The sequence below is a fragment of the Xanthomonas bonasiae genome (assembly GCF_017163705.1).
In the GTDB taxonomy this organism is placed as follows: domain Bacteria; phylum Pseudomonadota; class Gammaproteobacteria; order Xanthomonadales; family Xanthomonadaceae; genus Xanthomonas_A; species Xanthomonas_A bonasiae.
Genome location: NZ_JAFIWB010000042.1, coordinates 1 through 24,090, shown reverse-complemented (window position 1 = coordinate 24,090; position 24,090 = coordinate 1). Strand labels below are relative to the sequence as shown.

At 70.4% G+C, this 24,090-nt stretch carries 20 protein-coding genes; 15 read left to right on the top strand and 5 right to left on the bottom strand.

Annotation, left to right across the window (positions count from 1 at the left end):
• Window positions 1-472 precede the first annotated feature (472 nt).
• The 6 genes from JR064_RS22050 (at window position 473) to JR064_RS22025 (ending at window position 6,590) form a co-directional block, all read left to right on the top strand.
• The gene (locus tag JR064_RS22050) at window positions 473-1,387 is read left to right on the top strand and encodes a biotin-independent malonate decarboxylase subunit beta (protein WP_191826195.1); all 915 of its coding nucleotides are present in this window, start codon (window positions 473-475) and stop codon (window positions 1,385-1,387) included.
• Window positions 1,387-2,091, top strand: a complete 705-nt coding sequence (mdcE, locus tag JR064_RS22045) for a biotin-independent malonate decarboxylase subunit gamma (protein WP_206231147.1) — start codon at window positions 1,387-1,389, stop codon at window positions 2,089-2,091. Before JR064_RS22050 ends, mdcE begins: the two co-directional genes overlap by 1 nt.
• Complete coding sequence (gene mdcG / locus JR064_RS22040; RefSeq protein WP_206231146.1) at window positions 2,084-2,737, top strand: malonate decarboxylase holo-[acyl-carrier-protein] synthase; 654 nt, start codon at window positions 2,084-2,086, stop codon at window positions 2,735-2,737. The genes mdcE and mdcG overlap by 8 nt, the downstream gene beginning before the upstream one ends.
• A gap of 632 nt (window positions 2,738-3,369) precedes the next feature.
• Window positions 3,370-4,182: a triphosphoribosyl-dephospho-CoA synthase MdcB gene (gene mdcB, locus JR064_RS22035; protein WP_206231145.1), complete on the top strand. Its 813-nt coding sequence runs from the start codon at window positions 3,370-3,372 to the stop codon at window positions 4,180-4,182.
• A complete protein-coding gene (locus tag JR064_RS22030) occupies window positions 4,179-5,099 on the top strand; it encodes an acyltransferase domain-containing protein (protein ID WP_206231144.1) in 921 nt (306 codons plus the stop codon). Before mdcB ends, JR064_RS22030 begins: the two co-directional genes overlap by 4 nt.
• Window positions 5,100-5,234: 135 nt before the next feature.
• Window positions 5,235-6,590, top strand: coding sequence for an SLC13 family permease (locus JR064_RS22025; RefSeq protein WP_179569295.1), 1,356 nt, complete (start codon window positions 5,235-5,237; stop codon window positions 6,588-6,590).
• Between the two features lie 156 nt (window positions 6,591-6,746).
• Here the strand turns inward: JR064_RS22025 and JR064_RS22020 are convergent, their stop codons facing one another.
• Both JR064_RS22020 and JR064_RS22015 read right to left on the bottom strand, forming a co-directional pair.
• Entirely contained in the window at window positions 6,747-7,487 is a 741-nt protein-coding gene (locus JR064_RS22020) for a GntR family transcriptional regulator (protein ID WP_179569293.1), read from the bottom strand.
• 97 nt (window positions 7,488-7,584) lie between these two features.
• Window positions 7,585-7,725, bottom strand: a complete 141-nt coding sequence (locus JR064_RS22015; protein WP_191826200.1) for a hypothetical protein — start codon at window positions 7,723-7,725, stop codon at window positions 7,585-7,587.
• A 144-nt stretch (window positions 7,726-7,869) separates the two neighbouring features.
• Between JR064_RS22015 and JR064_RS22010 the strand changes: the two genes are divergently transcribed.
• Entirely contained in the window at window positions 7,870-8,472 is a 603-nt protein-coding gene (locus JR064_RS22010; RefSeq protein WP_206231143.1) for a DUF4142 domain-containing protein, read from the top strand.
• 350 nt (window positions 8,473-8,822) lie between these two features.
• On the opposite strand, the gene JR064_RS22005 is transcribed toward JR064_RS22010, so the two are convergent.
• The gene (locus JR064_RS22005) at window positions 8,823-9,890 is read right to left on the bottom strand and encodes a pirin family protein (protein WP_206231142.1); all 1,068 of its coding nucleotides are present in this window, start codon (window positions 9,888-9,890) and stop codon (window positions 8,823-8,825) included.
• Between the two features lie 327 nt (window positions 9,891-10,217).
• Between JR064_RS22005 and JR064_RS22000 the strand changes: the two genes are divergently transcribed.
• The 6 genes from JR064_RS22000 to JR064_RS21975 all read left to right on the top strand — a co-directional run bounded on the left by JR064_RS22000 (window position 10,218) and on the right by JR064_RS21975 (window position 19,645).
• Window positions 10,218-10,733 (top strand): sigma-70 family RNA polymerase sigma factor, encoded by a 516-nt coding sequence (locus tag JR064_RS22000; protein ID WP_206231141.1) that lies wholly within the window; start codon window positions 10,218-10,220, stop codon window positions 10,731-10,733.
• Window positions 10,726-11,805 (top strand): FecR family protein, encoded by a 1,080-nt coding sequence (locus JR064_RS21995; RefSeq protein WP_206231140.1) that lies wholly within the window; start codon window positions 10,726-10,728, stop codon window positions 11,803-11,805. Before JR064_RS22000 ends, JR064_RS21995 begins: the two co-directional genes overlap by 8 nt.
• Window positions 11,806-11,922: 117 nt before the next feature.
• Window positions 11,923-14,430: a TonB-dependent receptor gene (locus JR064_RS21990; RefSeq protein WP_206231139.1), complete on the top strand. Its 2,508-nt coding sequence runs from the start codon at window positions 11,923-11,925 to the stop codon at window positions 14,428-14,430.
• Between the two features lie 85 nt (window positions 14,431-14,515).
• Window positions 14,516-15,778, top strand: coding sequence for a histidine-type phosphatase (locus tag JR064_RS21985; protein ID WP_425510326.1), 1,263 nt, complete (start codon window positions 14,516-14,518; stop codon window positions 15,776-15,778).
• 261 nt (window positions 15,779-16,039) lie between these two features.
• Window positions 16,040-17,071: an NAD(P)H-quinone oxidoreductase gene (locus JR064_RS21980; protein ID WP_206231137.1), complete on the top strand. Its 1,032-nt coding sequence runs from the start codon at window positions 16,040-16,042 to the stop codon at window positions 17,069-17,071.
• A 201-nt stretch (window positions 17,072-17,272) separates the two neighbouring features.
• A complete protein-coding gene (locus JR064_RS21975; protein ID WP_241093233.1) occupies window positions 17,273-19,645 on the top strand; it encodes a DUF3772 domain-containing protein in 2,373 nt (790 codons plus the stop codon).
• 69 nt (window positions 19,646-19,714) lie between these two features.
• Here JR064_RS21975 and JR064_RS21970 read toward each other — a convergent pair whose 3' ends face one another.
• Complete coding sequence (locus JR064_RS21970; protein WP_206231136.1) at window positions 19,715-20,377, bottom strand: TIGR02466 family protein; 663 nt, start codon at window positions 20,375-20,377, stop codon at window positions 19,715-19,717.
• A gap of 132 nt (window positions 20,378-20,509) precedes the next feature.
• Here JR064_RS21970 and JR064_RS21965 point away from each other — a divergent pair, with 132 nt between their 5' ends.
• Entirely contained in the window at window positions 20,510-20,902 is a 393-nt protein-coding gene (locus tag JR064_RS21965) for a hypothetical protein (RefSeq protein WP_206231135.1), read from the top strand.
• On the opposite strand, the gene JR064_RS21960 is transcribed toward JR064_RS21965, so the two are convergent.
• Complete coding sequence (locus JR064_RS21960) at window positions 20,899-22,590, bottom strand: ABC1 kinase family protein (RefSeq protein ID WP_206231134.1); 1,692 nt, start codon at window positions 22,588-22,590, stop codon at window positions 20,899-20,901. The genes JR064_RS21965 and JR064_RS21960 overlap by 4 nt on opposite strands.
• Window positions 22,591-22,773: 183 nt before the next feature.
• Between JR064_RS21960 and JR064_RS21955 the strand changes: the two genes are divergently transcribed.
• The gene (locus JR064_RS21955) at window positions 22,774-23,934 is read left to right on the top strand and encodes an XAC2610-related protein (RefSeq protein WP_241093231.1); all 1,161 of its coding nucleotides are present in this window, start codon (window positions 22,774-22,776) and stop codon (window positions 23,932-23,934) included.
• Window positions 23,935-24,090 lie beyond the last annotated feature (156 nt).

The window sequence follows — 24,090 nt, the reverse complement described above, 5'->3', positions numbered from 1 at the left end:
GTGATGTCGCTCGGTTTCTTCCTGTAGGAGGGGCTTCAGTGCCGACTGTGTCCGGAGCCTGGGACATTTCGACTCCGTTCGTCGCGGCTGAAGCCGCTCCTACAGGGAGCGCTGTGCTTGCATGGGGAGCTTCGGTGTCGAAGGCATCCGCGACAGTCGCGGTTCGGGCTTCGTTCGTCGCGACTGAAGTCGTTCCCACAGGTGATGTCGCTCGGTTTCTTCCTGTAGGAGGGGCTTCAGTGCCGACTGTGTCCGGAGCCTGGGACATTTCGACTCCGCTCGTCGCGGCTGAAGCCGCTCCTACAAGGGATGCCGTGCCTGCGGGGAGCCCTGCTGTGGGAGGGGCTTCAGCCCCGACGCGATCCTACAGCAGCGCCTGGATGCCGCCGGCCGCGATCCAGGCGCCTGCTGCAATGAACGAGCGTCCCGCATTGTCCATCCGGCGAGTAAGCCACCCACACCGGAGCTGCGCATGAGCGCGATCCCGAACAACCGCCGCCCGCGCAGTTTCTACGAAGCCGACGCGCGCGAGCGCATCGCCGGCCTGCTCGATCCTGGCTCGTTCCGCGAGTTCGTCGGTCCGCGCCAGCGCGCGATGAGTCCGCACCTGGCGCAGCTGGACCAGCCCGGTGCGTTCGACGACGGCATCGTCGTCGGCGAGGGCCGGCTGGACGGGCGCACGGTGCTGATCGCCGCGCAGCAAGGCCAGTTCATGGGCGGTGCGGTCGGCGAGGTGCACGGCGCCAAACTCACCGGGCTGCTGCAGCGCGCCGCGGCGACCAAGCCGTCGGCGGTGCTGCTGCTGCCCGACACCGGCGGCGTGCGCCTGCACGAAGCCAACGCCGGACTGATCGCGATCTCCGAAATCATGCGCGCCACCCTGGACGCGCGCGCCGCCGGCGTGCCAGTGCTGGCGCTGATCGGCAGCGGCAACGGCTGCTTCGGCGGCATGGGCATCGTCAGCCGCTGCTGCTCGCGCATCGTCATGTCCGAGGAGGGGCGGTTGGGCCTTTCCGGTCCGGAAGTGATCGAGACCGTGCGCGGCGTGGAGGAATTCGATTCGCGCGATCGCGCCCTGGTGTGGCGGGTGACCGGCGGCAAGCACCGCTATCTGCTCGGCGAAGCGCAGGCCTTGGTCGCCGATGCCATCGAGGATTTCCGCGCCGCGGCGATCGCCGCGCTGGCGGCGGCGCCGCCGGCCGAAGACGACGACGGCCTGTCGCGCATCGCCGCAGAACACGCCGCGCTGCGCCAGCGCCTGGACGCCTATGGCGACTGCCGCGACGGCATCGACATCTGGCGCCGCCAGGGCATCGCCGATCCCGAAGCGCTGCCGCTGCTGGACACCGCCGCCTTCCTTGCCGCCGTCGCCGACCGGAGCCCGTGATGGAACTGATGCCTTTGCTGGAAGCGTTGTTCCCGCTCGGCCACCGGGTCGAGGTGCGCGATGGCGTGATCGGCGGCAGCGCCAGCACCGCGCTCGGCGAGGTCACCGTGATCGGCAGCGCCGACAAGCTGGAAGTGGGGGTGGAGCACGCGCTGGCGCTGGCCGCCGCGGTGCTGGACAGCACCCGCACGCATCCGCAGCGGCCGATCGTGATGCTGGTCGATACCGCCGGCCAGCGGCCGTCGCGCAAGGACGAACTGCTCGGCATCAACGGCTATTTCGGCCATCTGGCGCAATGCCTGGACCTGGCGCGGCGGCGCGGCGCGCGGCTGCTGACGCTGGTCTACGGCGAATCGGTCAGCGGCGGCTTCCTCGCCTTCGGGCTGATGGCCGACGCGATCTACGCGCTGCCCGAGGCGCAGGTGCGGGTGATGGACCTGCGCGCGATGGCGCGGGTCACCAAGCAGCCACTGGAGAAGCTGCAAGCCTTGAGCAAGAGCTCGCCGGTGTTCGCGCCGGGCGTGGAGAACTACGTGGCGATGGGGGCGGTGGAAGCGCTGTGGCAGGGCGATCTGGCGCAGGCGCTGGTCGCCGCGCTGCAGGCGCCGTTGCACGGCGATGTCCGCGCGCAACGCGGCGCCGAACGCAATGGCCGCCTGCTCGCTGCGCCGATCGCCGCGGAGGTCGCCGCCGGCCATGCATGAGCCGCTCGCCCGGCACGACCTGGTCTGGCTGGCGGCCGATGCGCCATGGCAGGCACGCACGCCGGGCGCGCAGGCGCGCCTGCGCGCGTGGTTCGCTGCCGGCCATCCGGCGATCGTCGCGCGCGGCGATCGCAGCGACGACGCGCAGCTGCTGCGCCTGGGCGTGCCGTTGCCGCCGGCCGAAGGCAAACAGCGGCTGTCGCTGTCGGCCGAGCGCGATGCGGTGGTGCGGCAGCGCGCGCCGCTGACGCTGGACGAAGTCTGCGCGCAGCGGCCGGCAGTGCCGGCGTGGCAGGTGCCGCTGCGCGAGTTGCAGGCGCTGGCCGCCACGCATGGCCTGATCCCGCGCGTATTCGGCGCCTTCGCCTGGCAGGCGCTGACCGGCTTGCCCTACGTGCAGGCCGGTTCGGACATCGATCTGCTGTGGCCGGTGCCATCGCCGGCGCAGGCCTCCGCGCTGCTCGCCGACCTGGCGCGCTGGGAACAGCACCACGGGCATCGCGTGGATGGCGAAGTGCTGCTGCCCGACGGCAACGCGGTGAGCTGGCGCGAGCTGGCCGGCGACAGCGCGCAACTGCTGGTCAAGGCGCTGCGCGACTGCCGGCTGCAGCCGCGCGCCGAGCTGCTGCAGGCATGGGGGGCGTGATGGATCTGCAGGCCGAGCGCGGCGTGGCATACGGTTGTTTCCCGGCGTCGGCAGCGCCCGCAAGTGCGAATGTGTCGGCGGAAGAAGCCGTCGGGACTGAAGTCCCTCCCACAGCGCAGGTAGCCAGCCACCCGCGCGTCCCTGTAGGAGCGGCTTCAGCCGCGACGAACGCAGCGTCGGAGCTTCCGGCTCCGGAAGCTGTCGGGCCTGAAGTCCCTCCCACAGCGCAGGTAGCCAGCCACCCGCGCGTCCCTGTAGGAGCGGCTTCAGCCGCGACAAAAGCATCATCGGAGCTTCCGGCTTCGGAAGCCGTCGGGACTGAAGTCCCCCTCACAGCGCAGGTAGCCAGCCACCCGCGCGTCCCTGTAGGAGCGGCTTCAGCCGCGACGAACGCAGCGTCGAAGCTTCCGGCTCCGGAAGCTGTCGGGACTGAAGTCCCTCCCGCAGTGCGGGTAGCCAGCTATCCGCAAGCCTTTGTGGGAGCGACTTCAGTCGCGACGAACGAAGCAGGAGTCGTTAGAACGTCGAAAGCGGTCGTGGCCAAAGCCTCTCCTGCAGTGCAATTCGCTGGCGTTCCGCAAGTAGCCTCTGCCTCGGCGAAGACCACAGCGAATTTCCCCGACGCGGGGGCCATGCCGCACCGCCTCGGCCGTCTTGCCGTCGCCAGCCTGCATGCCGAGCTGGCCTGCGCGCCGAAGCCCGGCCTGGTCACGCCGTTCGATCGCGGCAGCCACGACGACATGGACGCGTCCACGTTCCTGCGCAGCCTGTTCGCGCTGCGCGGCTACTTCGTCGCGATCGCCGCCGCCGCCGCGGCCGGTGCGGCGTTCCCCGCGCTGCGCGAACTCGGCATCGGCGCCGAGCGCGCCATGCTGCGCGCCACCGGCGGCATCAACACCCACCGCGGCGCGATCTTCAGCCTGGGCCTGCTGGTCGCGGCGGCGGCGCGGCTGCGCAGCCGGAATCAGGCGATGCCGGATGGCGTGGCGGTCTGCAACGCCGTCGGCGTCTGGCGCGATGCGCTGCTGGACGCGCCGCTGGACCCGCACAGCCACGGCCAGCGCATGCGCCGCCTGCATGGCGTGGCCGGCGTGCGCGAACAGGCGGCCGCCGGCTTCCCGCTGCTGCGCGAGGTGGCGCTGCCGAGCCTGCGCGCGGCGTTGCGCGCCGGCCTGGCGCAGGATGCAGCGCTGGCGCAGACCCTGCTGCAGCTGATCGCGCAGACCGACGATCTGAATCTGCTGCATCGCGGCGGCCGCGACGGGCTGCGCTTCGCGCAACGCCGCGCACGCGCGTTCCTCGAGGCCGGCGGCGCGGCGCAGCCGGATTGGCGGCAGCAGCTGTCGCGCATCGGCGAGGCCTTCGTCGCGCGCCGGCTTAGCCCGGGCGGCAGCGCCGACCTGCTCGCCTGCGCCTGCTTCCTGCAGCGCCAGGAGGGCGTATGAGCCTGGCGCTGCTGTGCCCGGGACAGGGCGCGCAACATCCGGCGATGTTCGACTACGTCGTCGGCGAACCTGCGGCCGAGGCGGTGCTGGCCGCGGCGGCGCAGGTGCTCGGCGCCGATCCGCGCGCGCTGGCCGGCGCCGACGCGCGCTACGACAATGCGATCGCGCAGCCGCTGGTGTGCGCTGCGGTGCTGGCCAATGCCGCGGCGCTGCTGCCGCAACTGTCGACGCCGGCGTTGCTGCTCGGCTACAGCATCGGCGAGCTGGCCGCGCATGCCTTGGCCGGCGGCATGGACGCGTCCGCCTGCCTGGCGCTGGCGGTGCGGCGCGCGCAGCGCATGGATGCGGCCAGCCGCAATGGCGACGGCCTGATCGCGGTGCAGGGTCTGCTGCGCGACGCGGCCGAGACGCTGTGCGTGCAGACCGGGCTGCATATCGCCATCGTCAACGGCGACGATCACCTGATTCTCGGCGGCCATGCCGATGCGCTGGCGCACGGCGAGCGGCAGGCGCGTGCGCAGCGCGCACGGGTCACCCGCCTGCCGGTGGCGGTGGCTGCGCACACGCCGTTGCTGGCGAGCGCGGCGCAGGCCTTCGCCGCCGATCTGCGCGCCGCGCCGCTGGCGGCGCCGCGCGCCACGGTGCTGGCCGGCATCGACGGACACCGCATCGGCGACCGCGACGACGCCATCGGCGCCTTGTCGGCGCAGCTGGCGACGACGCTGGATTGGGCCGGAACGCTGCGCCAGGCCGCCGAACGCGGCGCGCGCGTGTTCCTGGAACTGGGACCGGGCGGTGCGCTGGCGCGCATCGCACGCGAGTTGCTGCCGGAGTGCCAGGCGCGCTCGGTGGAAGAGTTCGGCAGCCTGGCCGCGGCGGCGGCCTGGGTGCGGCAGGCGGAGCAACGCATGCAGTGATGCAGCCGTGGCGGCGGGAGGGGGCGGCGATGGGAGCCGTCGCGCCGCAACGGCGGTAGGCAGTTGGCGAACGACCCAGGATGGCGGGTGGCCATTCGCGGCAGTGGTACGGATCCAGCAAGCTCGGGAGGGCGCATGAGTCCACAAATCGCGACGATCATCGGCTTGATCGTCATGTTCATCGTGGCCACGGCGTTGCCGGTCAACATGGGCGCGGTCGCGTTCGCGTTGGCCTTCATCATCGGTGGCGTCTGGGTCGGCATGGACGGGAAGGAGGTCTTGGCCGGGTTTCCCGGCGACCTGTTCCTGACCCTGGTCGGCATCACCTATCTGTTCGCGATCGCGCGCAACAACGGCACCATCGATCTGTTGGTGCATTGGGCGGTGCGCGCGGTCCGCGGCAAGATCGTGGCGATCCCGTGGGTGATGTTCGTGGTCACCGCGGTGCTGACCGCCTTCGGCGCGCTCGGTCCTGCGGCGGTGGCGATCATCGGCCCGGTCGCGCTGCGCTTCGCCAAGCAGTACAGGATCAATCCGCTGCTGATGGGCCTGCTGGTGATCCACGGCGCACAGGCCGGCGGGTTCTCGCCGATCAGCGTGTACGGCGGCATCACCAACAAGGTGGTGGAGAAGGCCGGGCTGGACGTGACCGAGATGGCGGTGTTCCTGACCAGCCTCGGTTTCAACCTGCTGATGGCGCTGATCTGCTTCTTCGCCTTCGGCGGCCTGGCGCTGTTGCGGCGCGAACAGACGCCGTCGCTGGCCACGGCCGAGTACGTGCCGGTGGGCGATCAGTCCTCGCACCGCCAGTTCGCGATCGAAGGCCATGGCGCGTTGCTGTCGGCCGGCGGCGGCACCTTGTCCACCGATCCGGTGGCGCTGGACGCGGTGAGCCTGAACCGCGATCGCGTGCTGACCCTGTTCGGCCTGCTCGGCCTGGGCATCGCCTCGCTGATCTACAACCTCAACGTCGGCCTGGTGTCGATGACCGTGGCGGTGGCGCTGGCGCTGCTGTCGCCGAAGGCGCAGAAGGGCGCGGTGGACGGCATCAGCTGGTCCACGGTGCTGCTGATCAGCGGCGTGGTCACCTACGTGGCGGTGCTGCAGGAGAGCGGGGCGGTGGACTACATCGGCAACGGCGTGTCCGACATCGGCATCCCGCTGCTCGGCGCGCTGCTGGTGTGCTACGTCGGCGGCATCGTCTCCGCGTTCGCCTCCTCGGCGGCGGTGCTGGGCGCGACCATCCCGCTGGCGGTGCCGTTCCTGCTGCAGGGCCACCTCGGCGCGGCCGGGGTGATCTGCGCGCTGGCGATCTCCTCCACGGTGGTGGACGTGAGCCCGTTCTCGACCAACGGCGCGCTGGTGGTGGCCTCGGCCGCGCCGGACGAACGCGAGTCGCTGTACAAGCGCTTCCTGATCTACAGCGGCCTGGTGGTGCTGTTCGGCCCGCTGCTGGCGTGGTTGCTGCTGGTGGTGCCGGGGTGGCTTTGAGGCCGGGATTGGGGATTCGGCATTCGGGATTCGTTAAAGCGGGTCGCGGTTGCTGATCCAACGTGAGTTGCACAAAAAAGCGCTGGCCCTTGGTCGGCGCTTTTTTGTGTGGGGTTCCAATCAGCGCATCTGCTCATCGCGCAGCAGATGCCGCTGTTACGAATCCCCAATCTCCAATCCCGAATCCCGGCCCCTCGGCAACGGCGCCGGCACATTCAACTTGCCGCCGGCGGCCACGTACATCGCCAGGGCGTTGCCCTGGCTTTGCAGGTGGCGGTTCATGGTGCGCTCGGCGCCTTCGGCGTCGCCGCGGCGGAAGCAGTCCATCAGTTCGCGGTGTTCGGACAGCGATTGCTGCATGCGTCCGGGCGCCAGCAGCTGGCGGCCGCGGTGCATCTTGAGGATGCGGTGCAGGTCGTGGGTGACGCGGATCAGCCACGGGTTGCCGGCGAATTCCTGCACCGATTCGTGGATCAGGTAGTTCTGCCGGTAGTACTCGGCCAGGTCGCCTTCGTCGGCGGCCTGCTCCATGCGCGCGTGCAGCGTTTCCAGCCGCGCCAGGCCGGCGGCGTCGACCTTGCGCACCGCCTCGTAGGCGCAGCGGCCTTCCAGCAGCGCCATCACCGGGAACAGCTCGTTGAGGTCTTCCAGGTTCAGCCGGGTCACGCGCGCGCCGCGGCCCGGTTCGATCTGCACCAGGCCTTCGGCGGCGAGCAGCTTCAGGCTCTCGCGCAGCGGGGTGCGGCTGATGCCCAGTTCGGCGACCAGTGCCGGCTCGTCGATCCACTCGCCCGGCGGCAGCACGTAGTCGTAGATCTTCTGCCGCAGCCGCTCGGCCACGTCTTCGTACAGCGCCACGCGCTTGCGCGGTGCGCGGGTGTCGGGCGCGAGAGTCATCGGCGGATCGGAACGCTCTGGAGCCTGTAACGGCGATGCAACCATTCTAGCGGCCGGCAGCAAACGCCGTCGGTGCGGCGTTTGCTGCCGGCACAGCCTATTTGCCCTTCTTCTTGTCCGGGCGCTGCGACAGCGCCGACGCCGCGGCGGTCTTGCTGTCCTTTCCGGTGCGTCCGTCCCTGAGCACCTTGGAGGCGGCCTTGCCCGCCTTGTCGCCGGTTTTCTCGTTGTTCGCCATGTGCGGTCTCCACGCTGCCGCGGTTGCGGCAGACCACTGCATGCGCCCGGCCACGTCAATGCCGCGTCACGAAAAAGCGCGGCGATTCACGCGGGTTTGCGCGCCGCCTGGGCAAGGTAGCGGCTGACCAACCAGGAGCACCCCATGACCCCGAGGCGCATCACGACCCGGCTTTCGATTCTCGCGGCGCTGGCCGCCGTGGCGCTGAGCGGCTGCGGCAAGCCGGGCGACCAGACCTCACGCACCGCACCGGCGACCTCGCCAGCGCCGACCGCGGCCCCGGTCGGCGGCGAAAGCGGGCGCGCGCCGATCGCTGGCGACGCTTCGGCCAAGGCGATGCTGCAGGTGCTGGAAGGCAATGCGGTGGCGCTGTCGCAGCAGGCGCTGTCGCGCAACGTCAGCGGCAGCGTCGCCGATTTCGCCCGCGAAGTGGTCGCCGCGCACCACGGCGCTGCGGCCGCGGACGCCGGCAAGGGCGGTCCCGGCGATGCGGAGAAGATCGCCGCGCAGGCGGCCAAGGGCCAGGCGCAACTGCAGGCGCTGGACCAGGAAAAGGACGATTCGGCGTACATGAACGCCTACATGGCGACGATGGTGCGCAGCTATTCCGATGCGCTGGCGGTGATCGATGCCGAGCTGGTGCCGGCGGCGCAACAGGAAGCGACCAAGCAGGAACTGCAGCAGGCGCGCAAGCGCATCGCCGAACAACTGGAGCGCGCGCAGGCGCTGGCCTCGGCGCGCTATTGAGCGTAGCCCCTCTCCCGTCGGGAGAGGGGTTGGGGTGAGGGTCCGGCGCGAAAGCGTCTCGCGGAGTTCGGGTGCACGAGGCTGCGCCCGTACCCTCATCCGCCCCTGCGGGGCACCTTCTCCCGGTGGGAGAAGGGGACAGGCACTAGCCCCTCTCCCGTCGGGAGAGGGGTTGGGGTGAGGGTCCGGCGCGAAAGCGACTCGCGGAGTTGGATGCACGAGGCTCCGCCCATACCCTCATCCGCCCCTTCGGGGCACCTTCTCCCGGTGGGAGAAGGGGACAGGCACTAGCCCCTCTCCCGTCGGGAGAGGGGTTGGCGCGAGGGTAAGGCGCGAAAGCGACTCGCCGATCAGGGGACGCGCAGCTTGTGCGGCGCCGGCCGCTCCTCGCGCCCATCCGGATGTCGCGCAAAGCGGTTCGGATCGCGGCCGTGCACCGGCGCCTCGTCCTGCCACGGCCAGCCGCCGAACTGGGTGCGGCGGTAGTCGGCCATCGCCTGGGCGATCTCGGCCTGGGTGTTCATCACGAACGGGCCATGTTGCGCCACCGGTTCGGCGATCGGCCGGCCCTGCAGCACCAGGAACTCGCTCACCTCCGCATCGCCGTTGACCAGCTCGACCGCCTGGTCGGCGCGCAACTCGATGGCGGCGTGGCTGGCGACAGTGCGTCCACCCACGCTCACCGCTGCGCCCTTGAAGAAGTACAGGCTGCGGCGCGTGCCGCCGCCTTGCGCGGCGGGCAGCGTCCAGCGTGCGCCGGGCGCCATGCGGATCGTCCAGATGGCCACGTCGGCGTCGTCCTGTGCGGCCCACGAATCCGGCGGCGGCGCGAGCGGGCCGCCGGCGGTGCCGGGTGCGGCGTCCACGGGGCCGACGCGGCCGGCCACGCAGGCCACGTCGGTGGTGCGGCCAGCATCGTCGGTGGCGGTGAATCGCGGCAGGTCTTCCGCCCAGAACATGGTGAAGTGCGGCGCCGCCAGCTTGCTGCGCGCCGGCAGGTTGAGCCAGATCTGGAACAGTTCCAGCGGGTTGGGCGCGGTGGTGTCGAGCAGCGGGAACATCTCCGAATGGACAAGGCCCGCACCGGCCGTCACCCATTGCACGTCGCCGGCGCCGAAGCGCGCCACCGCGCCGAGCGAGTCGGCATGGTCGATCAGGCCCTGACGCACGATGGTCACGGTCTCGAAGCCGCGATGCGGGTGGCCGGGAAAGCCGGGGATGCGCTCGCCGTGATACATGCTCCAGCCGTCCTTGCGGCTGAAGTCCTGGCCGATGGCGCGGCCCGCCAGCGACGCTGCCGGACCCATCGCGCCATTGCCGGCGGGGTAGGCATCGTCGTGGTAGACGCAGAACAGGAACGGGTCGATCGTTTCCCACGGAAAGCCAAGGGGCTTGATCTGGACGATAGGGTCGGTCATGGAGAGGTCCTTGGTGCGAACGCCGGCCGAGAGGGAGACGGCAACTCTTCCGATATGGGGCGGGGCCGATCGAACGGAAGGCCGGTCCGAAGGACATCCTGTCCCGCAGGAGAAACGCTGGATGCGCCGCCGCAGCATGCATGGCCATGGAGCAGGAGGCACGGGCGGCGCTCCATCCGCCGTTCGAGCGAACGGAGCCGGCATCGGCGCGCAACTGAATGCCGGCTGGGGCGCAGCCGGTCATCTACATCCGCGCTGCCCGTGCGTCATCGGACTGTCATCTGCCGCGACCAGCATCGCAGGCCTTTCCGATCCTGTGAGCGCCTGGTGCGTCCCGAACCCTTGCCGGCCCTGTCGCGGCTGTTCCTGCAATGGCGGCCGTCGCTGAGCCGTTATTTCCTGCGCCGTCGCGCTGCGGCATGGGATGCCGAGGACCTGGTGCAGGAAGTGTGGCTGCGCCTGCAGCGCAGCGAGGCGCATGCGCCGGAGATCGCCAATCCGGAAGCCTACCTGTTCACCATCGCCGCCAACCTGATGCGCGAGCACGCGCTGCTCAACCAGCGCAGCACGCAGCGCGACACCTGCCTGGACGAGGTGCTGGAGCGGCTGGCGGTGCCGTGCGAAGCCGATGCGCAGGTGCATCGCGCGCAGCGCCGGCAGCGCCTGGCCGAACTGATGGCGCGGCTGCCGCCGAAATGCCGCGCGGCGATGGTGCTGCGCTACCGCGACGAACTCGGCTACCAGGACATCGCCGAGCAGCTGCAGATCTCCAGCCACATGGTCAAGAAATACATCATCAAGGGCCTGGCGGTGTGCCGGCAGGGCATGGCGCGCTATGCGTGAGTCGCCGATCGCGGCGGCCGCCGCGGCCTGGTACCTGGCGCAGCGCGAAGCGCCGCTGGCGCCGGTGCAGCAGGCCGAGTTCCTGGCCTGGCTGCGGCAATCGCCCACCCACGTGGCCGAATACCTGGGCATCGCCCATCTGCACCAGGACCTGCAGGCCGCGGCGCACTCGCAGCCGGCCAGCAGCGAACAGCTGTGCGCGCATGCGCGCCACAGCGGCGCGGTGGTGGTGCCGTTGCGGCCCGAGCTCGGCCGCGCTGCGTCGCCGCGATCGCGCGCGGCGCCGGCGCGTACCCGCACTCGGCGCTGGGCGCTGGGCCTGGCCGCCGTGCTCGCGCTGTCGGCGGTAGGTGTGGCTACGCAACTGGCGATGCCGGACACGGTCCCGGCGACGGTCTACGCCGCCGGGACCGAAGCCGGGCGCGAAGTGGCGCTGGGCGACGGCAGCGTGGTGCGCCTGGACCGCGGCAGCGCCATCGCCGTGCGCTACGGCGCGCAGCGCCGCGACATCGCGCTGCTGCGCGGCAAGGCGCTGTTCGACCTCGGCCACGATCCGGCGCGGCCGCTGCGGGTCAGCGTCGGCACGCTGGTGCTGCGCGATATCGGCACCGTGTTCGGCGTCGATCAACATGCCGGCGGCACCCGCGTCACCGTGCTGCAGGGGCGCGTGCACGTGCTGCGCGGCGCGCATCCGTGGTGGCGGCGCAGCGCGCTGCCCAGCGAGGGCGCGCAGCTGGCGGACCTGGGCGGCGGCCAGCAGGCGCGGCTGGATCCGCAAGGCCAGTTGCTGGGGCTGGACGCGCACGCCGACATCGCCGGTGCCACCGCCTGGCTACCGGAACAGGTCGGCGTGCACGATCGCAGCGTGGGCGAGGTGGCGCGGCTGTTCAACGCCTACACCACGCAGCCGTTGCGCATCGCCGACCCGGCGCTGGCCGCGCGCCGCATCAGCGGCGTGTTCCACCTGCGCGATCCGGAGGCCTTCGTCGCCTATCTGGGCAGCCTGCCGAACGTGCAGGTGCACCGCGATGCGCAGGCGGTGACGATCCGCAGCGCACCGGCGCCGATGTAAGAAAAAATTCATGCAAATACCGGTAGCCGCGCGGCGCTGTGCGGCACTCCTAGGTAGGCATGGTCGTCGCGCTGCGTGCGCACGGCCGCCTTCCTCTCCCCTCCGGTAGCACGTCCCATGCGCAACACGCTCGTCGTCTCCATCGCCCTGCTGCTCGGCAGCACTTCTTCGCTGCCGGCGTGGTCGGCCCCCGTCGCCGCCTCCGCACCGGCGATCGCGCCGATGCCGCTGGACCAGGCGCTGGAACTGTTCGCACGCAACAGCGGCCTGCAACTGATGTACGACCCGGCACTGGCGGCCGGGCAACGCAGCAACGGCGCGCCGGCTGGGCTGGCGCCGGCGCAGCAACTGCAGAAGCTGCTGGCCGGCACCGGCCTGGACTACCGCATGCCGACCCCGACCACGGTCAGCATCGTGCGCAGCGCCGCGCCGGCGCAACGCAGTGCCGCCGCTCCGCGCGCGCCGCATGCCGCGGCCACGCCGGCGGCCGACAACGGCGACCGCGACGACGGCCCGCGCGAACTGGCGCCGATCAACGTCACCGCCAACAGCGTCGACACGCTGGCGCCCAGCGCCGCGCCGCTGGAGGCGAGCCAGCCGACCTCGGTGATCGACGAACGCTTCATCCGCGACGGCCTGCGCCTGAACGCGAACTACGACGACATCATCAAGTACGCGCCGAGCGTGGTCACCACCTCGCCGGAAGGCCCCGGCCTGGGCAAGAACGAAGGCATCAGCATCCGCGGTTTCCAGGACGGCCAGTTCAACATCACCTTCGACGGCATCCCGTTCGGCGACGCCAGCGACCTGCACCACACCACGTCCGCGTACTTCAACAACCACGTGCTCGGCCAGGCCGAGATCGACCGCGGCCCCGGCGGCGGCGCCACCATCGGCAACGCCACCTTCGGCGGCACGCTGGCGCTGCGCACGCGCAACCCCAGTGCGGTGGACGGCGTCACCGCGTACGCCACCGGCGGCAGCTGGGACACCTGGTCCACCGGCGTCAGCGCCGACGAGCACATCGGCAACACCCGCGTGTTCGCCGATCTGTCCAAGGAAGCCAGCGACACCTACCTGAAGGGCACCGACGACCGCCGCGAGCACGCCTTCGTCAAGACCGTCACCGAGCTGGGCGAGGCGACCACGCTGACCTTCGTCAGCAGCTACAACCAGGAGCACCAGAACACCGTGCAGGGCGCCACCCGCGCGCAGATCGAACAGCACGGCTGGCGCTACGGCCTGGGCAACGATCCGACCCTGCAGAACTACACCGGCTACAACAGCGCCGCGTACTACTCCAGCTTCAGCTATCTGGGCCTGAGTACGCGCCTGGGCGACTGGGAGCTCGACAACAAGGTCTACTACAACAGCTTCGACCACACCGCCGCCAAGAGCAGCATCCCCACCAGCGAGAGCGCCGCCGACAACGGCGTGACCTTCTACTCCAGCACCGGCAAGAAGCTGTCCAAGTCGGCTACCGACGTGCCCGGCAAGCTGTCGGACAACGATTTCCATGCCTTCGGCGACGTGCTGCGGCTGGCGCGCGATCTGGGCCCGGGCCAGTTGCAGACCGGCGTGTGGGTGGAGCGCAACCTGGACGAACGCGAGCAGTTGCCGGTGGACATGACCACCGGTGCGGCCAGCGGCACCAAGTACGGCTATCTGTACAACTACCAGCTGCACGACCGCACCGACACGCTGCAGCCGTACGTGCAGTACGACTGGAAGCTGAGCGACACGCTGACCCTCAGTCCCGGCGTGCGCTATTCGCGGGTCGAGCGCGAACTCGACGCGCAGCTCAACAAGAGCACCCCGCCGGCGCCGTCCTACACCAGCGCCAGCTACGACGCGACGCTGCCGTCGCTGAGCCTGCACGATGCCTTCAACGAGCACTGGAGCGGCTACGTGCAGGCCGCGCGCGGCTTCCTGGCACCGCCGATCGACGTGATCGAACTCAACGGCGCACGCGGCCTGCAGCCGGAGCTGACCAGCAACTACCAGCTCGGCACCAGCTACGCCGCGCGCGGCCTGACCTTCGGCGCCGACGTCTACTACATCGACTTCAGCAACTACATCAGCCAGACCCTGGTCGCCACCGACAGCGGCACCGAGAGCGCCTACGTCAACGGCGGCGGCGCGGTGTACCGCGGCGCCGAGGCCGAAGCCACCTATGCGCTGACGCCGTCGCTGAGCCTGTACGCCAACGCCAGCTACAACGAGGCGACCTACAAGCACAGCAGCACCCAGGTCGCCGGCACCCCGCGCGTGACCGGGGCATTGGGCCTGCTCTACAACAGCGGCACCGGCTACTTCGGTTCGTTGATGGAGAAAGTGGTCGGTGCGCAGTACGGCGTGGACAACACCACGGACGCCAGCGGCGCCACCGTGTTCGGCAACGACCAGCGCCTGGGCGGCTATGCCAGCCTGGATGCGGCGCTGGGCTATCGCAGCACGCATGGCCCCTACGGCCTGAAGGGCTACTCGATCAGCATGGACGTCAACAACCTGCTCGATCGGCATGCCCTGATCGGCTACGCCGGCGCGCGCTCTTCCGACAACCAGCCGCTGTACTTCGGCCTGGCCGGACGCGGCGTGTTCCTCGACCTGTCGCTGAAGTTCTGAGGCCGGCGGCATGCATGTTTCCATCCAGGCACCCATCACCGCCACGCTTGCGCGGCGCTGCCTGCATCGCGTGGCGGTGCTGTTGATGCTGGCCGCGGCGGCATCGCCGGCCGCGGCCGCCGGCGCAAACGCTCCAGCGCAAGTGCGCCTGACCATCGTGGTGATGCGCCACGGCGTGCGCGCGCCGACCCAGGATCCGCAGGCGCTGGCCAGGTACGCAGCGCAGCCATGGCCGCAATGGCCGGTGGCGCCGGGCATGCTCACCGCGCACGGCGCGGCGGGCATGCAGGCGCTGGGCGCGCGCTACCGGCAGCGCTGGCTGAAGGAGGGCGTGCTGGCGCCTGACTGCGGCCAGGCACAGGTGGTGCTGATCGCCGACAGCACGCCGCGCAACCACGCCAGCGCCGCGGCCTTCGGCGCAGGCCTGCAGCCGGGCTGCCGCGCCCGGTATCTGGCGCTGCCGACCGCACAGAACAATCCGCTGTTCCACTACGCGGCCGGCAAGGACAGGAGCGACGACAAGGACGACGACGCGGTGGCCGCGCCGCTGCATCCGGATGCGGCCACGCGTGCGCGGTTGCGCGCGCTGCAGCAGGTCCTGTCCGGCTGCCGGGGCGCTGCCTGCGCCGCGCAGGCGCCTGGCCAGGACACCCCGCGCCTGGACGATCCGCAGCGGCTGGACGATCCCGCGCAGGCGGCAAAGCTGCTGAAGACCGCCGGCAGCCTGGCCGAGAACCTGATGCTGGAATACGCGCAGGGCCTGCCGTTGGCGCAGGTGGCGTGGGGCCGCGCCGATGCGACTTCCCTGCAACGCCTGATCGGATTGCACAACGCCTCCTTCGACCACAGCAAGCGCGCCTTGCCGGCGGCGCGTGCCGGCGGCTCCAACCTGCTCGCGCACCTGCTGGCGACGTTGCAGGCCGCCGCCGGAGAAACCCCGGCAGTGGCGCCGCTGGCGCCGGCGCACACCCGCGCGCTGCTGCTGCTCGGCCACGACACCAACCTGGCGCATCTGGCCGGCCTGCTCGACGTGCCCGGCCCGGTGCGCGGCCAGCCCGATGCCTATCCGCCCGGCGGCGCGCTGCTGCTGGACCTGGTGCGGCAGGGCGGCCGCGACTATCTGCAACTGCGCAGCGTGGTGCCGACCTTGCAGGCGCTGCGCGACAACCGCTTCGACGGCGACCGGCTGCGCGAGCGGCGCTGGCCGCTGCCGGGTTGCGGCGGCCGACTGCGCTGCCCGTTGGCGGTCGCGTTGCCGGCGCTGCAGGCGCGGCTGGACCCGCAGCAGGTGCAGGCCGACGTGCCGGCGTTGACGCCGTGGCCGGTGCAGGCGGCGGCTGGCGACTAGCTAGCGCAGTCCTCGCATCGCGTTGCGCACTTTGTAGGAGCGGCTTCAGCCGCGACAGGCATTCCCGATAAATCCTGTCGCGGCTGAAGCCGCTCCTACAGGGATTTCACGGCATCCCTCCAGTTTCCGAGCGGACGGTGTTTGGTCCGGACGGAACCCTGCGCGCGCCATCACGGATCGCAACGCGGCGAAGGCCGATCATCGCGGTTCCCGCGCTGCGCGCCCGCGTGGCGCTGCGCCGTCTTTGCCCAGGTGCCCGCCATGTCCCCGATGTCCGCCGCTTCGCTCCCCGATTCGATGACCGCGATCGAGATCCGCCACCCCGGCGAGCCGGAGGTGCTGGTGCCGGTGCGCCTGCCGCTGCCGCATCCGGGCCGCGGCGAACTGCTGGTGCGGGTGGCCGCGGCCGGGGTCAACCGCCCCGACGTGATGCAGCGCCGCGGCAGCTATCCGCCGCCGCCCGGCGCGTCGCCGCTGCCGGGACTGGAGTTCGCCGGCGAGGTGGTGGCGATGGGCGAGGGCGTGGAGCGCTATCGGCTCGGCGATGCGGTGTGCGCGCTGGTCGCCGGCGGCGGCTATGCCGAATACGCGGTGGTGCACGAACGCAACGCGCTGCCGGTGCCGGCGCCGCTGAGCCTGGCCGAGGCCGCGGCGCTGCCGGAGACCTTCTTCACCGTGTGGGCCAACGTGTTCCAGCGCGGCCGCCTGCAGGCCGGCGAGACCCTGCTGGTGCACGGCGGCACCTCCGGCATCGGCAGCGTCGCCACCTTGCTGGGCGTGGCCTTCGGCGCGCGCGTGATCAGCACCGTCGGCTCGGCCGACAAGCGCGCGGCCAGCCTGGCGCTGGGCGCGCAGGCGGCGATCCTGTACCGCGAGGAGGACTTCGTCGCCGAGACCCTGCGCCTGACCGGCGGCCGCGGCGCCGACGTGATCGTGGACCTGCTCGGCGGCGACTACCTGCCGCGCAACTACCAGGCCGCGGCGCTGGACGGGCGCATCGTGCAGATCGGCATCCAGCAGGGCAAGGTCCGCGAGCTGGACCTGATGCCGCTGCTGGCCAAGCGCCTGACCCATACCGGCTCGACCCTGCGCGCGCGCTCGGTGATGGAGAAGGCGGCGATCGCGCGCGAGCTGGAGCAGCAGGTCTGGCCGCTGCTGGAACAGGGCCGGGTCAAGCCGCAGCTGGACCGTTGCTTCCCGCTGGCCGAGGCGGCGCAGGCGCATGCGCGGATGGAATCCAGCGCGCATATCGGCAAGATCGTGTTGCTGACCCAGGCCGGGGCGGGGCAATGAGACCCTGTCGCGGCTGAAGCCGCTCCTACAAGAGCGCGCCTGCAGGAGCGGCTTCAGCCGCGACAGATGCCCACCGGCCCCGTGCCGCTGGCCCTGTTCAAGCGCCACGCCGTATATTGCGCCGCACGCGCGGTGGTCCGCGCTTCACTGCCGGTCCCCCGCGTGCGCCTGCCTTCCCGTTCCGCCGTGCTGCTGTCGTTGTTGCGCCGTTCGCTGCTGCTGCTGTTCCTGTGCCTGAGCGCGGCGGCGAGCGCGCAGCCGCAGGACGAGCCGCAGGCGCCCGACCCGCAGGCCTTGCTGAGCGGCGCCGAGCAGACCCTGCAGGACGCGCGGCGCAGCGTGGACAACGCCGACGACCAGGAGTCGCTGCGCAAGCTGATCGGGCAGGTGGCCGATGCGCAGCGCGATGCCGAGGCCGCGGTCGCGGCGCTGACCCCGCAGCTGGCCCAGGTCGATGCGCGGCTGCAGCAGCTCGGCCCGGCGGCAGACGGCGAGGCGAAGGACATCGCCGCGCAGCGCAAGGACCTGGCCAAGCAGCGCGCGCCGCTGGATTCGGGGATCAAGCGCGGCAAGCTGCTGGCGGTGGAGGCCAAGCAGCTCGGCGAGGAAATCGAGAACGTGCAGGCCGAGCACTTCAGCCAGGAGCTGTCGCTGCGTTCGACCTCGCCGTTGTCGCCGTCGCTGTGGCGGCAGATCGCCAGCGATTTCCCCGGCGACCGCGATCGCCTGCTCGCCCTGTACCAGGTGGGCGCAAAGGCGCTGGACGACGCGATCGCCGAAAACGGCGCCGGCGCGCTCGGCATCGGCCTGACCATCGCGTTCGTGCTGCTGTTCCCGCTGCGCTACCTGCTGCGCTGGCTGGGCAAGCGTTACGCGATGTCGCGCGCGCCGGGCAGCCGCCTGCGCCGCTCCGGCCTGGCGTTGTGGTTCCTGTTGCTGGGCACGCTGACCCCCGGCTTGGCCGCACTGGTGCTGGCCGAGAGCCTGCGCGGTATCGGCGCGGTGCCGACCACGCTGGAGAGCGTGCTGCGCGGCTTCGTGGTGTACAGCTTCGCCGCCGCGTTCATGGGCTCGCTGGGCGCCAGCGTGCTGTTGCCGAACCAGCCGTCGTGGCGGCTGTTCCCGATCGACGACGCCACCGCGCGGCGCCTGCGCAAGTACACCTGGGCGACCGCGACGCTGGCCTGGGTCAGCAGCATGCTGCTGGTGATCAACCGCGCCAGCCATACCAGCGCCTCGGCGACGGTGGCCGCCGACGGCGTGATCGCGCTGGCGTACGCGGTGCTGATCTTGGCGATCCTGACCAGCCTGTCGCGGCTGCGCCGGCGCCAGTACGCCGAGGCCGCGGCGCAGGCGCTGGAAAACGGCCAGCCGCCGCCGCCGGGACAGCATGGCGGCGCGCTGGCGCTGGTCGGGGTGCTGGTGCGGGTGGCGGTGGTGGTGGCGCTGCTGGCGTCGCTGCTGGGCTATCTGTACCTGGGCCTGTTCATCACCCGGCAGATCATCTGGATCACCATGATCGTCGGCGCGATTCGCCTGCTGATGACCTTCGCCGACGATTTCGCGCTGTGGCTGTTCGCCAGCGAAGGCCGCATCGGCCGCGCCGCCAACGGGGCGTTCGGCGTGCGCGCCAGCCGCCTTGAGCAGGCGGGGGTGCTGACCTCGGCGGTGCTGCGCGTGTGCCTGTTGCTGATCGGCGTGGGCGCACTGCTGATCCCGTTCGGGACCAACGTCTCGACCATCACCGACTGGTTCTCGGTGCTGTCGCAGGGCATCCCGATCGGCAAGAGCCACCTGTACCCGGGCGCCGTATTGCGCGCGGCGCTGGTGTTGGGCGTGGGCCTGCTGGCGATGCAATACATCCATGGCTGGCTGACCGAGACCTACCTGCCGAAGACCGAACTGGACGACGGCTCGCGCAATTCGGTCAGCACCGTGGCCCGCTATGTCGGCATCCTGCTGGCCGCGTTGTGCGCGCTGGCGGCGTCGGGGATCGAGGTGGCGCAGATCGCGCTGGTGGTCAGCGCGCTGTCGGTGGGCATCGGCTTCGGCCTGCAGTCGATCATCCAGAACTTCGTGTCCGGGCTGATCCTGCTGGCCGAGCGCCCGGTCAAGATCGGCGACTGGGTCAAGATCGGCGACCAGGAAGGCGACGTACGCAAGATCAGCGTGCGGTCCACCGAGATCCAGGTCGGCGACCGCTCCACGCTGATCGTGCCCAACTCCGAGCTGATCACCAAGACCCTGCGCAACATGACCCTGGCCGGGCCGCTGGGCCGGGTGCAGATCCAGTTCGCGGTGTCGCTGGGCACCGACATGGCCAAGCTGCGCGCGCTGCTGCTGGAACTCTATGCCGCGCATCCGGGCGTGCTAGAGGAGCCGGCGCCGTCGGTGTTCATCGATTCCATCGCCAGCGGCCACGTCACCCTCAACAGCTTCGCCTACGTCGGCAATCCGCGGCTGGTCTACGGCATCCGCAGCGATCTGTTCTTCAGCCTGCTGCAGCGCCTGGCCGACGAGGGCATCGCGCTGGAATCGCCGCAGGAAGTGCGGCTGCTGCGCAAGGAGCCGTGAGCGCGGGCGGCGGCGCTTTCACTCTATGCCGGTCCGCGGCGCTGCCCGGCCGGGAACAGGTGCGTTCGCTCAGACGCTGAAGTTGAACGCGACCGAGATGCGCGGCCGCGACCCCGTAAACAGGCTGACCGAGTGCAGCAGCCAGGAAGGGAACATGACCAGCGTGCCGCTCTCGGGCGCGATGGAGGTCGTCAATCCGGCACTCAGGCAGCCCGCGATCCGGATCTTGAGTTCCGGGTTGTAGAGCGAGGGCATGACCCCTCTGGGGTCGAGAAACTGGAGTTCTCCGCCAGCCTCCTGGCCATCGTCGCAACCGTCATCCACCCAGTAGACACCCGACCAGAATGCGCCGGGATGCGCGTGTTGCGCGTTCGAATCCCCGGCATTGTTGACATTCGCCCATGCGTTTATCTTCCACTCGAACTCGGGCACGACCAAGCCGTGCTCCGGATGGTAGACGGCGGTCAACGCGTAGGCCAACTCCGTGGCGTACGCGGTCAGCGCCATGGAGCCTTCGCCGCCCCACGCGTTGAAGTCCGCACTGGACTGCCATCCCCCTGAATTGCTGTGGCGCACGCCCGCCGGATTATCGGCCCTGTTCCGATCGATCTCCTCTTTCAGCATTTGATTGAGACGTTCGGCCGCTGGATGCGCGATTTGAGCCAGGGGTGTGGCAAACAGCCGGTGGATCTTGATCTGCTCAGGGACAACGAGTTTCGGATGCAGTGACATGATCGAAGTTTCTGATATTTACTGACGTTTTTTCGATGCGTTAGCCTTGCGGCTTTGCCGGCGCTTGCTCGCATGGCATGGAAAATGTCGTTTTCCCATCGCGCATGCACAGGCCGCTTTGCTCCTTCGTCCATGAGCGTTGATCTGCTGCGCATTGATCCACGCGAAGCCGCAACGGTCGTCGCGATCGAAACCGCTACGCAGCAAGACGCCGGACCTCAGTCTAGCGGCATCATTCCGGTGGCGTGTGTCACCGGGCCTCGTGCAGGTCGCGCCACGCTTTTCAGCGGATGCGGCAAAAGGAAGGAGGCGAACGGCGTGCCCATGCATGGGCCGTGCTGCGGGGCGCGCCTGCGCCGGCGCGCCGCTGCCGTGCTTGCCCGCCGTTGGCCATCTGGCGGCCATCTGGCGGCCATCCGGCGGCGCGCGACCTGGCCGCGGGTCTCAGGCGACAAGCAGCGCCGCACCGGCTGGCGACCCGACAAACCCGGCGCGACCCATCCGGGCATCGGCGGCGCGGCCTAGCGCCGCCCGCGCTCTTCGCGGGCGTGCGCGCGCCGGTCGAACAGCACCGCGCTGGCGACGATGCCCAGGCCCAGCGCCACGCCGAGCAGGAACAGCACCATCGCGATGGCCGGATAGCCGAACAGCTTGGCGCCGGTGTCGATGCGCATCATCTGCGTGGAGGCCAGGATCAGCGCGGCGGTGACGATGCCGGCCGCGACGCGGTTGGCGATCTTCTGCAGGCTTTCCATCAGCCGCGATTCTTCCAGCCCGGCCACGCGCACCTGCAGGCGGTTGTCGGCGGCCAGCGACAGGATGTCCGACAGCTTGCGCGGGCCCTCGCGCAGCAGCGCCTGCATCTCCATCGCCTCGCTGGCCAGGTTCGCCGCCGACAGCGATTTCTTCAGCCGCGCGCGCATCACGTGCTGCAGCTGGTCCTCGACCACGCTGCGCGTGTCCAGATGCGGCGACAGCGCGCGGCACACCGCCTCCAGGTTCAGCAGGGTCTTGCCGAGCAGGCTCAGTTCCGGCGGCGTGCGCAGTCCGTAGGCGGTGGCGATGCGCACCAGGTCCAGCACCACGCGGCCTTCGGAGGTGGCGTCGTGCGCGGCGTAGCGCGCGATCATCTGCCCGGTCTCGCGCTGGTAGCGGTCTTCGTCGAAGTCCTCCAGGCGCGTGCTCAGCGCGATGGTTTCCTCGGCCACTTCCTCGCCGCGGCCATCGACCGCGGCGAACAGCAGCTTGAGCAGGCGCTCGCGCAGCTTCGGCGGCACGTGCGCGACCATGCCCAGGTCGAAGATCGCCAGGCGCCCGTCGCCGAGCACGCGCAGGTTGCCCGGATGCGGATCGGCATGGATCTCGCCGTGCACGAACATCTGGTCCAGGTAGCCGCGCACCAGCGCCGCGGCCAAGTCGTCCATCGGCTGCTCGGTGCGGCGCAGCCCGGAGATCTTGTCCACGCGCACGCCTTCGGCCAGCTGCATGGTCAACACCTTGCGGCTGCTCAGGTCCCAGATCGGCTGCGGCACCCACAGCTGCGGGAACGGCTTGAGGTGTTCGCCGAAGCGCGCCAGGTTCTCCGCTTCGGCTTCGTAGTTCAGCTCGGCCAGCAGCGCCTTGCCGAACTCGGCCAGCCAGTCGGCGAAGCGGATGCGCCGGCCCAGCCCGGTCAGCTTGTCGGCGGCGCTGGCGAAGCTCTTCAGCACTTCCAGGTCCGAACGCACCTGCGCGGCCACCTCCGGCTTCTGCACCTTGATCGCCACCGGCGTGCCGTCGCGCAACGCGGCGCGGTGCACCTGCGCCAGCGAGGCGGTGCCCAGCGGCGTGTCGTCGAACGCGGAGAAGGCCTTGTTGACCGCCACGCCGAGTTCGGCCTCGACGATCTCGCGGATGCGTTCCACCGGGATCGGCGCGGTGTTTTCCTGCATCCGCTCCAGCGCGGTGGCGAATTCCGGCGGCACCACGTCCGGACGCGTGGACAGCATCTGCCCGAGCTTGACGAAGGTCGGGCCCAGCGCTTCCAGGTCGGTGACGAACTGCTCGGGCGTGCCTTCCGGCGGCAGTTCGTGCACGCCGTCGGCGGCGTCCATGTCCATGCCGGAGAACACCCCGGAACTGCGGTAGCGCAGCAGCAGGCGCAGGATCTGGGTGCGGCGGCTGAGGCCGCCGACTACCTGCGTGGTCTCCGCAGCGTCGGGCGTCGCGCTCAAGGTCAGGCTCCAGGTAGGCAGGGAATGCGGTGACCAGTGTGGCCGGGGCGGGGTCGTCGCCCGGTGAATCCGCCGGCGGTGCGGCGGCATTGGCGACCGGGGGGCGGAGCGTGCCGGCGCAAGTGCGGCGGCTGCTCTAGACTTCCGCGTCCAGGCACAGGCTGCCGCTACCCAGGATTCGTCATGCTGTTTCCCTCCGCGCGCGCCGTTCCCGTTCCCATGCGTGCCGTGTGGCGCTGCGGCCTGGTCTTGCTGGGGGTGCTGGTGTCGGCGACGGCGGCAGCGGAGACGGATCGCCATGCCGACGAGGGTTTCGACGCGCAGGCGTTCGCCGGCAGCGAACACGTCACCTACAAGGTCCAGGATTTTTCCGACCGCTACCGGGCGACGCTGGAGGTGGAGGCGAACGAGGAGGTGTTCCGCCCCGGCATCATTCGTGTGTTCGCGCGCGGCGGCACCACGCCGCTGATCGAGGTGGCTTCGCCCGAACTGGTGCTGGACACCGACGCCAAAGGCGGCAAGGTCAAGGCCAACGTGCACGAGCTGCCGTACGGCGAGCAGAGCGTGCTGATCTACGACGATTTCAATTTCGACGGGATCAAGGACCTGGCGCTGATGGACGGGCAGAACAGCTGCTACCACGGCCCGTCGTACCAGGTGTACCTGGGTACCGCCGATGGCTTCGCGCCGAGCCCGGAGTTCACCGAACTGGCGCAGAGCAATTGCGGCCTGTTCCAGGTGGATGCGAAGGCGCGCGAGATCCACACCATGACCAAGGATGGCTGCTGCTGGCACCAATTCGCGGTGTACACGGTGCGCGACGGCAAGCCGTTGCTGCAGCGCGAGGTGGTCGACGACGCCAGGGCCGAGGGGCCGGGATTGACCCAGGAAACGCGCTACCGCGACCAGGGCGGCAAGCGCGTGGCGCAGGAGCACTACCTGTGGGACGAGGAGGGCGGCACGGCGCTGGGCACCCGCAAGATCCTGCTCGAATTCCGCCTGGCGCCGTCCGGCAAGCGCATCGTGGCGTTCGCCAACGATGGCGATGGCGCGTCCGGCACGCCGTACTACGCGGCGATCGGCGCGCAGCAGCAGGTGGAGCTGCTGTATCCGGATGGCGAGGAGGAAACCTTCGCCTACGATGCCGCGCGGCACACGCTGAGCTTCGCCCGCGCCGCCACCACCTATCGCATCGTCGGCGATGCCAAGGGCGTGCCGCAACGCATGGAGGTGGTCGTGCACGGCAAGACCCAGCCCTTGGCGCTGCAGCCAGGTTCGGTGCATGGTTCGTTGCAGGCGGTGGCGCAGGCCCTGCGCGCTGCGGAGGCGGCCGCGGCGCAGTAGCATCGGCGCCCGCGGCACCCACGCACCGCAGTTCCTTGTAGGAGCGGCTTCAGCCGCGACAGGCAGTCTCGGTAGAGCCTGTCGCGGCTGAAGCCGCTCCTACAAAAAAACGGCAGCGTTGGCCTCAGGTCGCAAAGCCGTCGCGCTTCCCGGCTC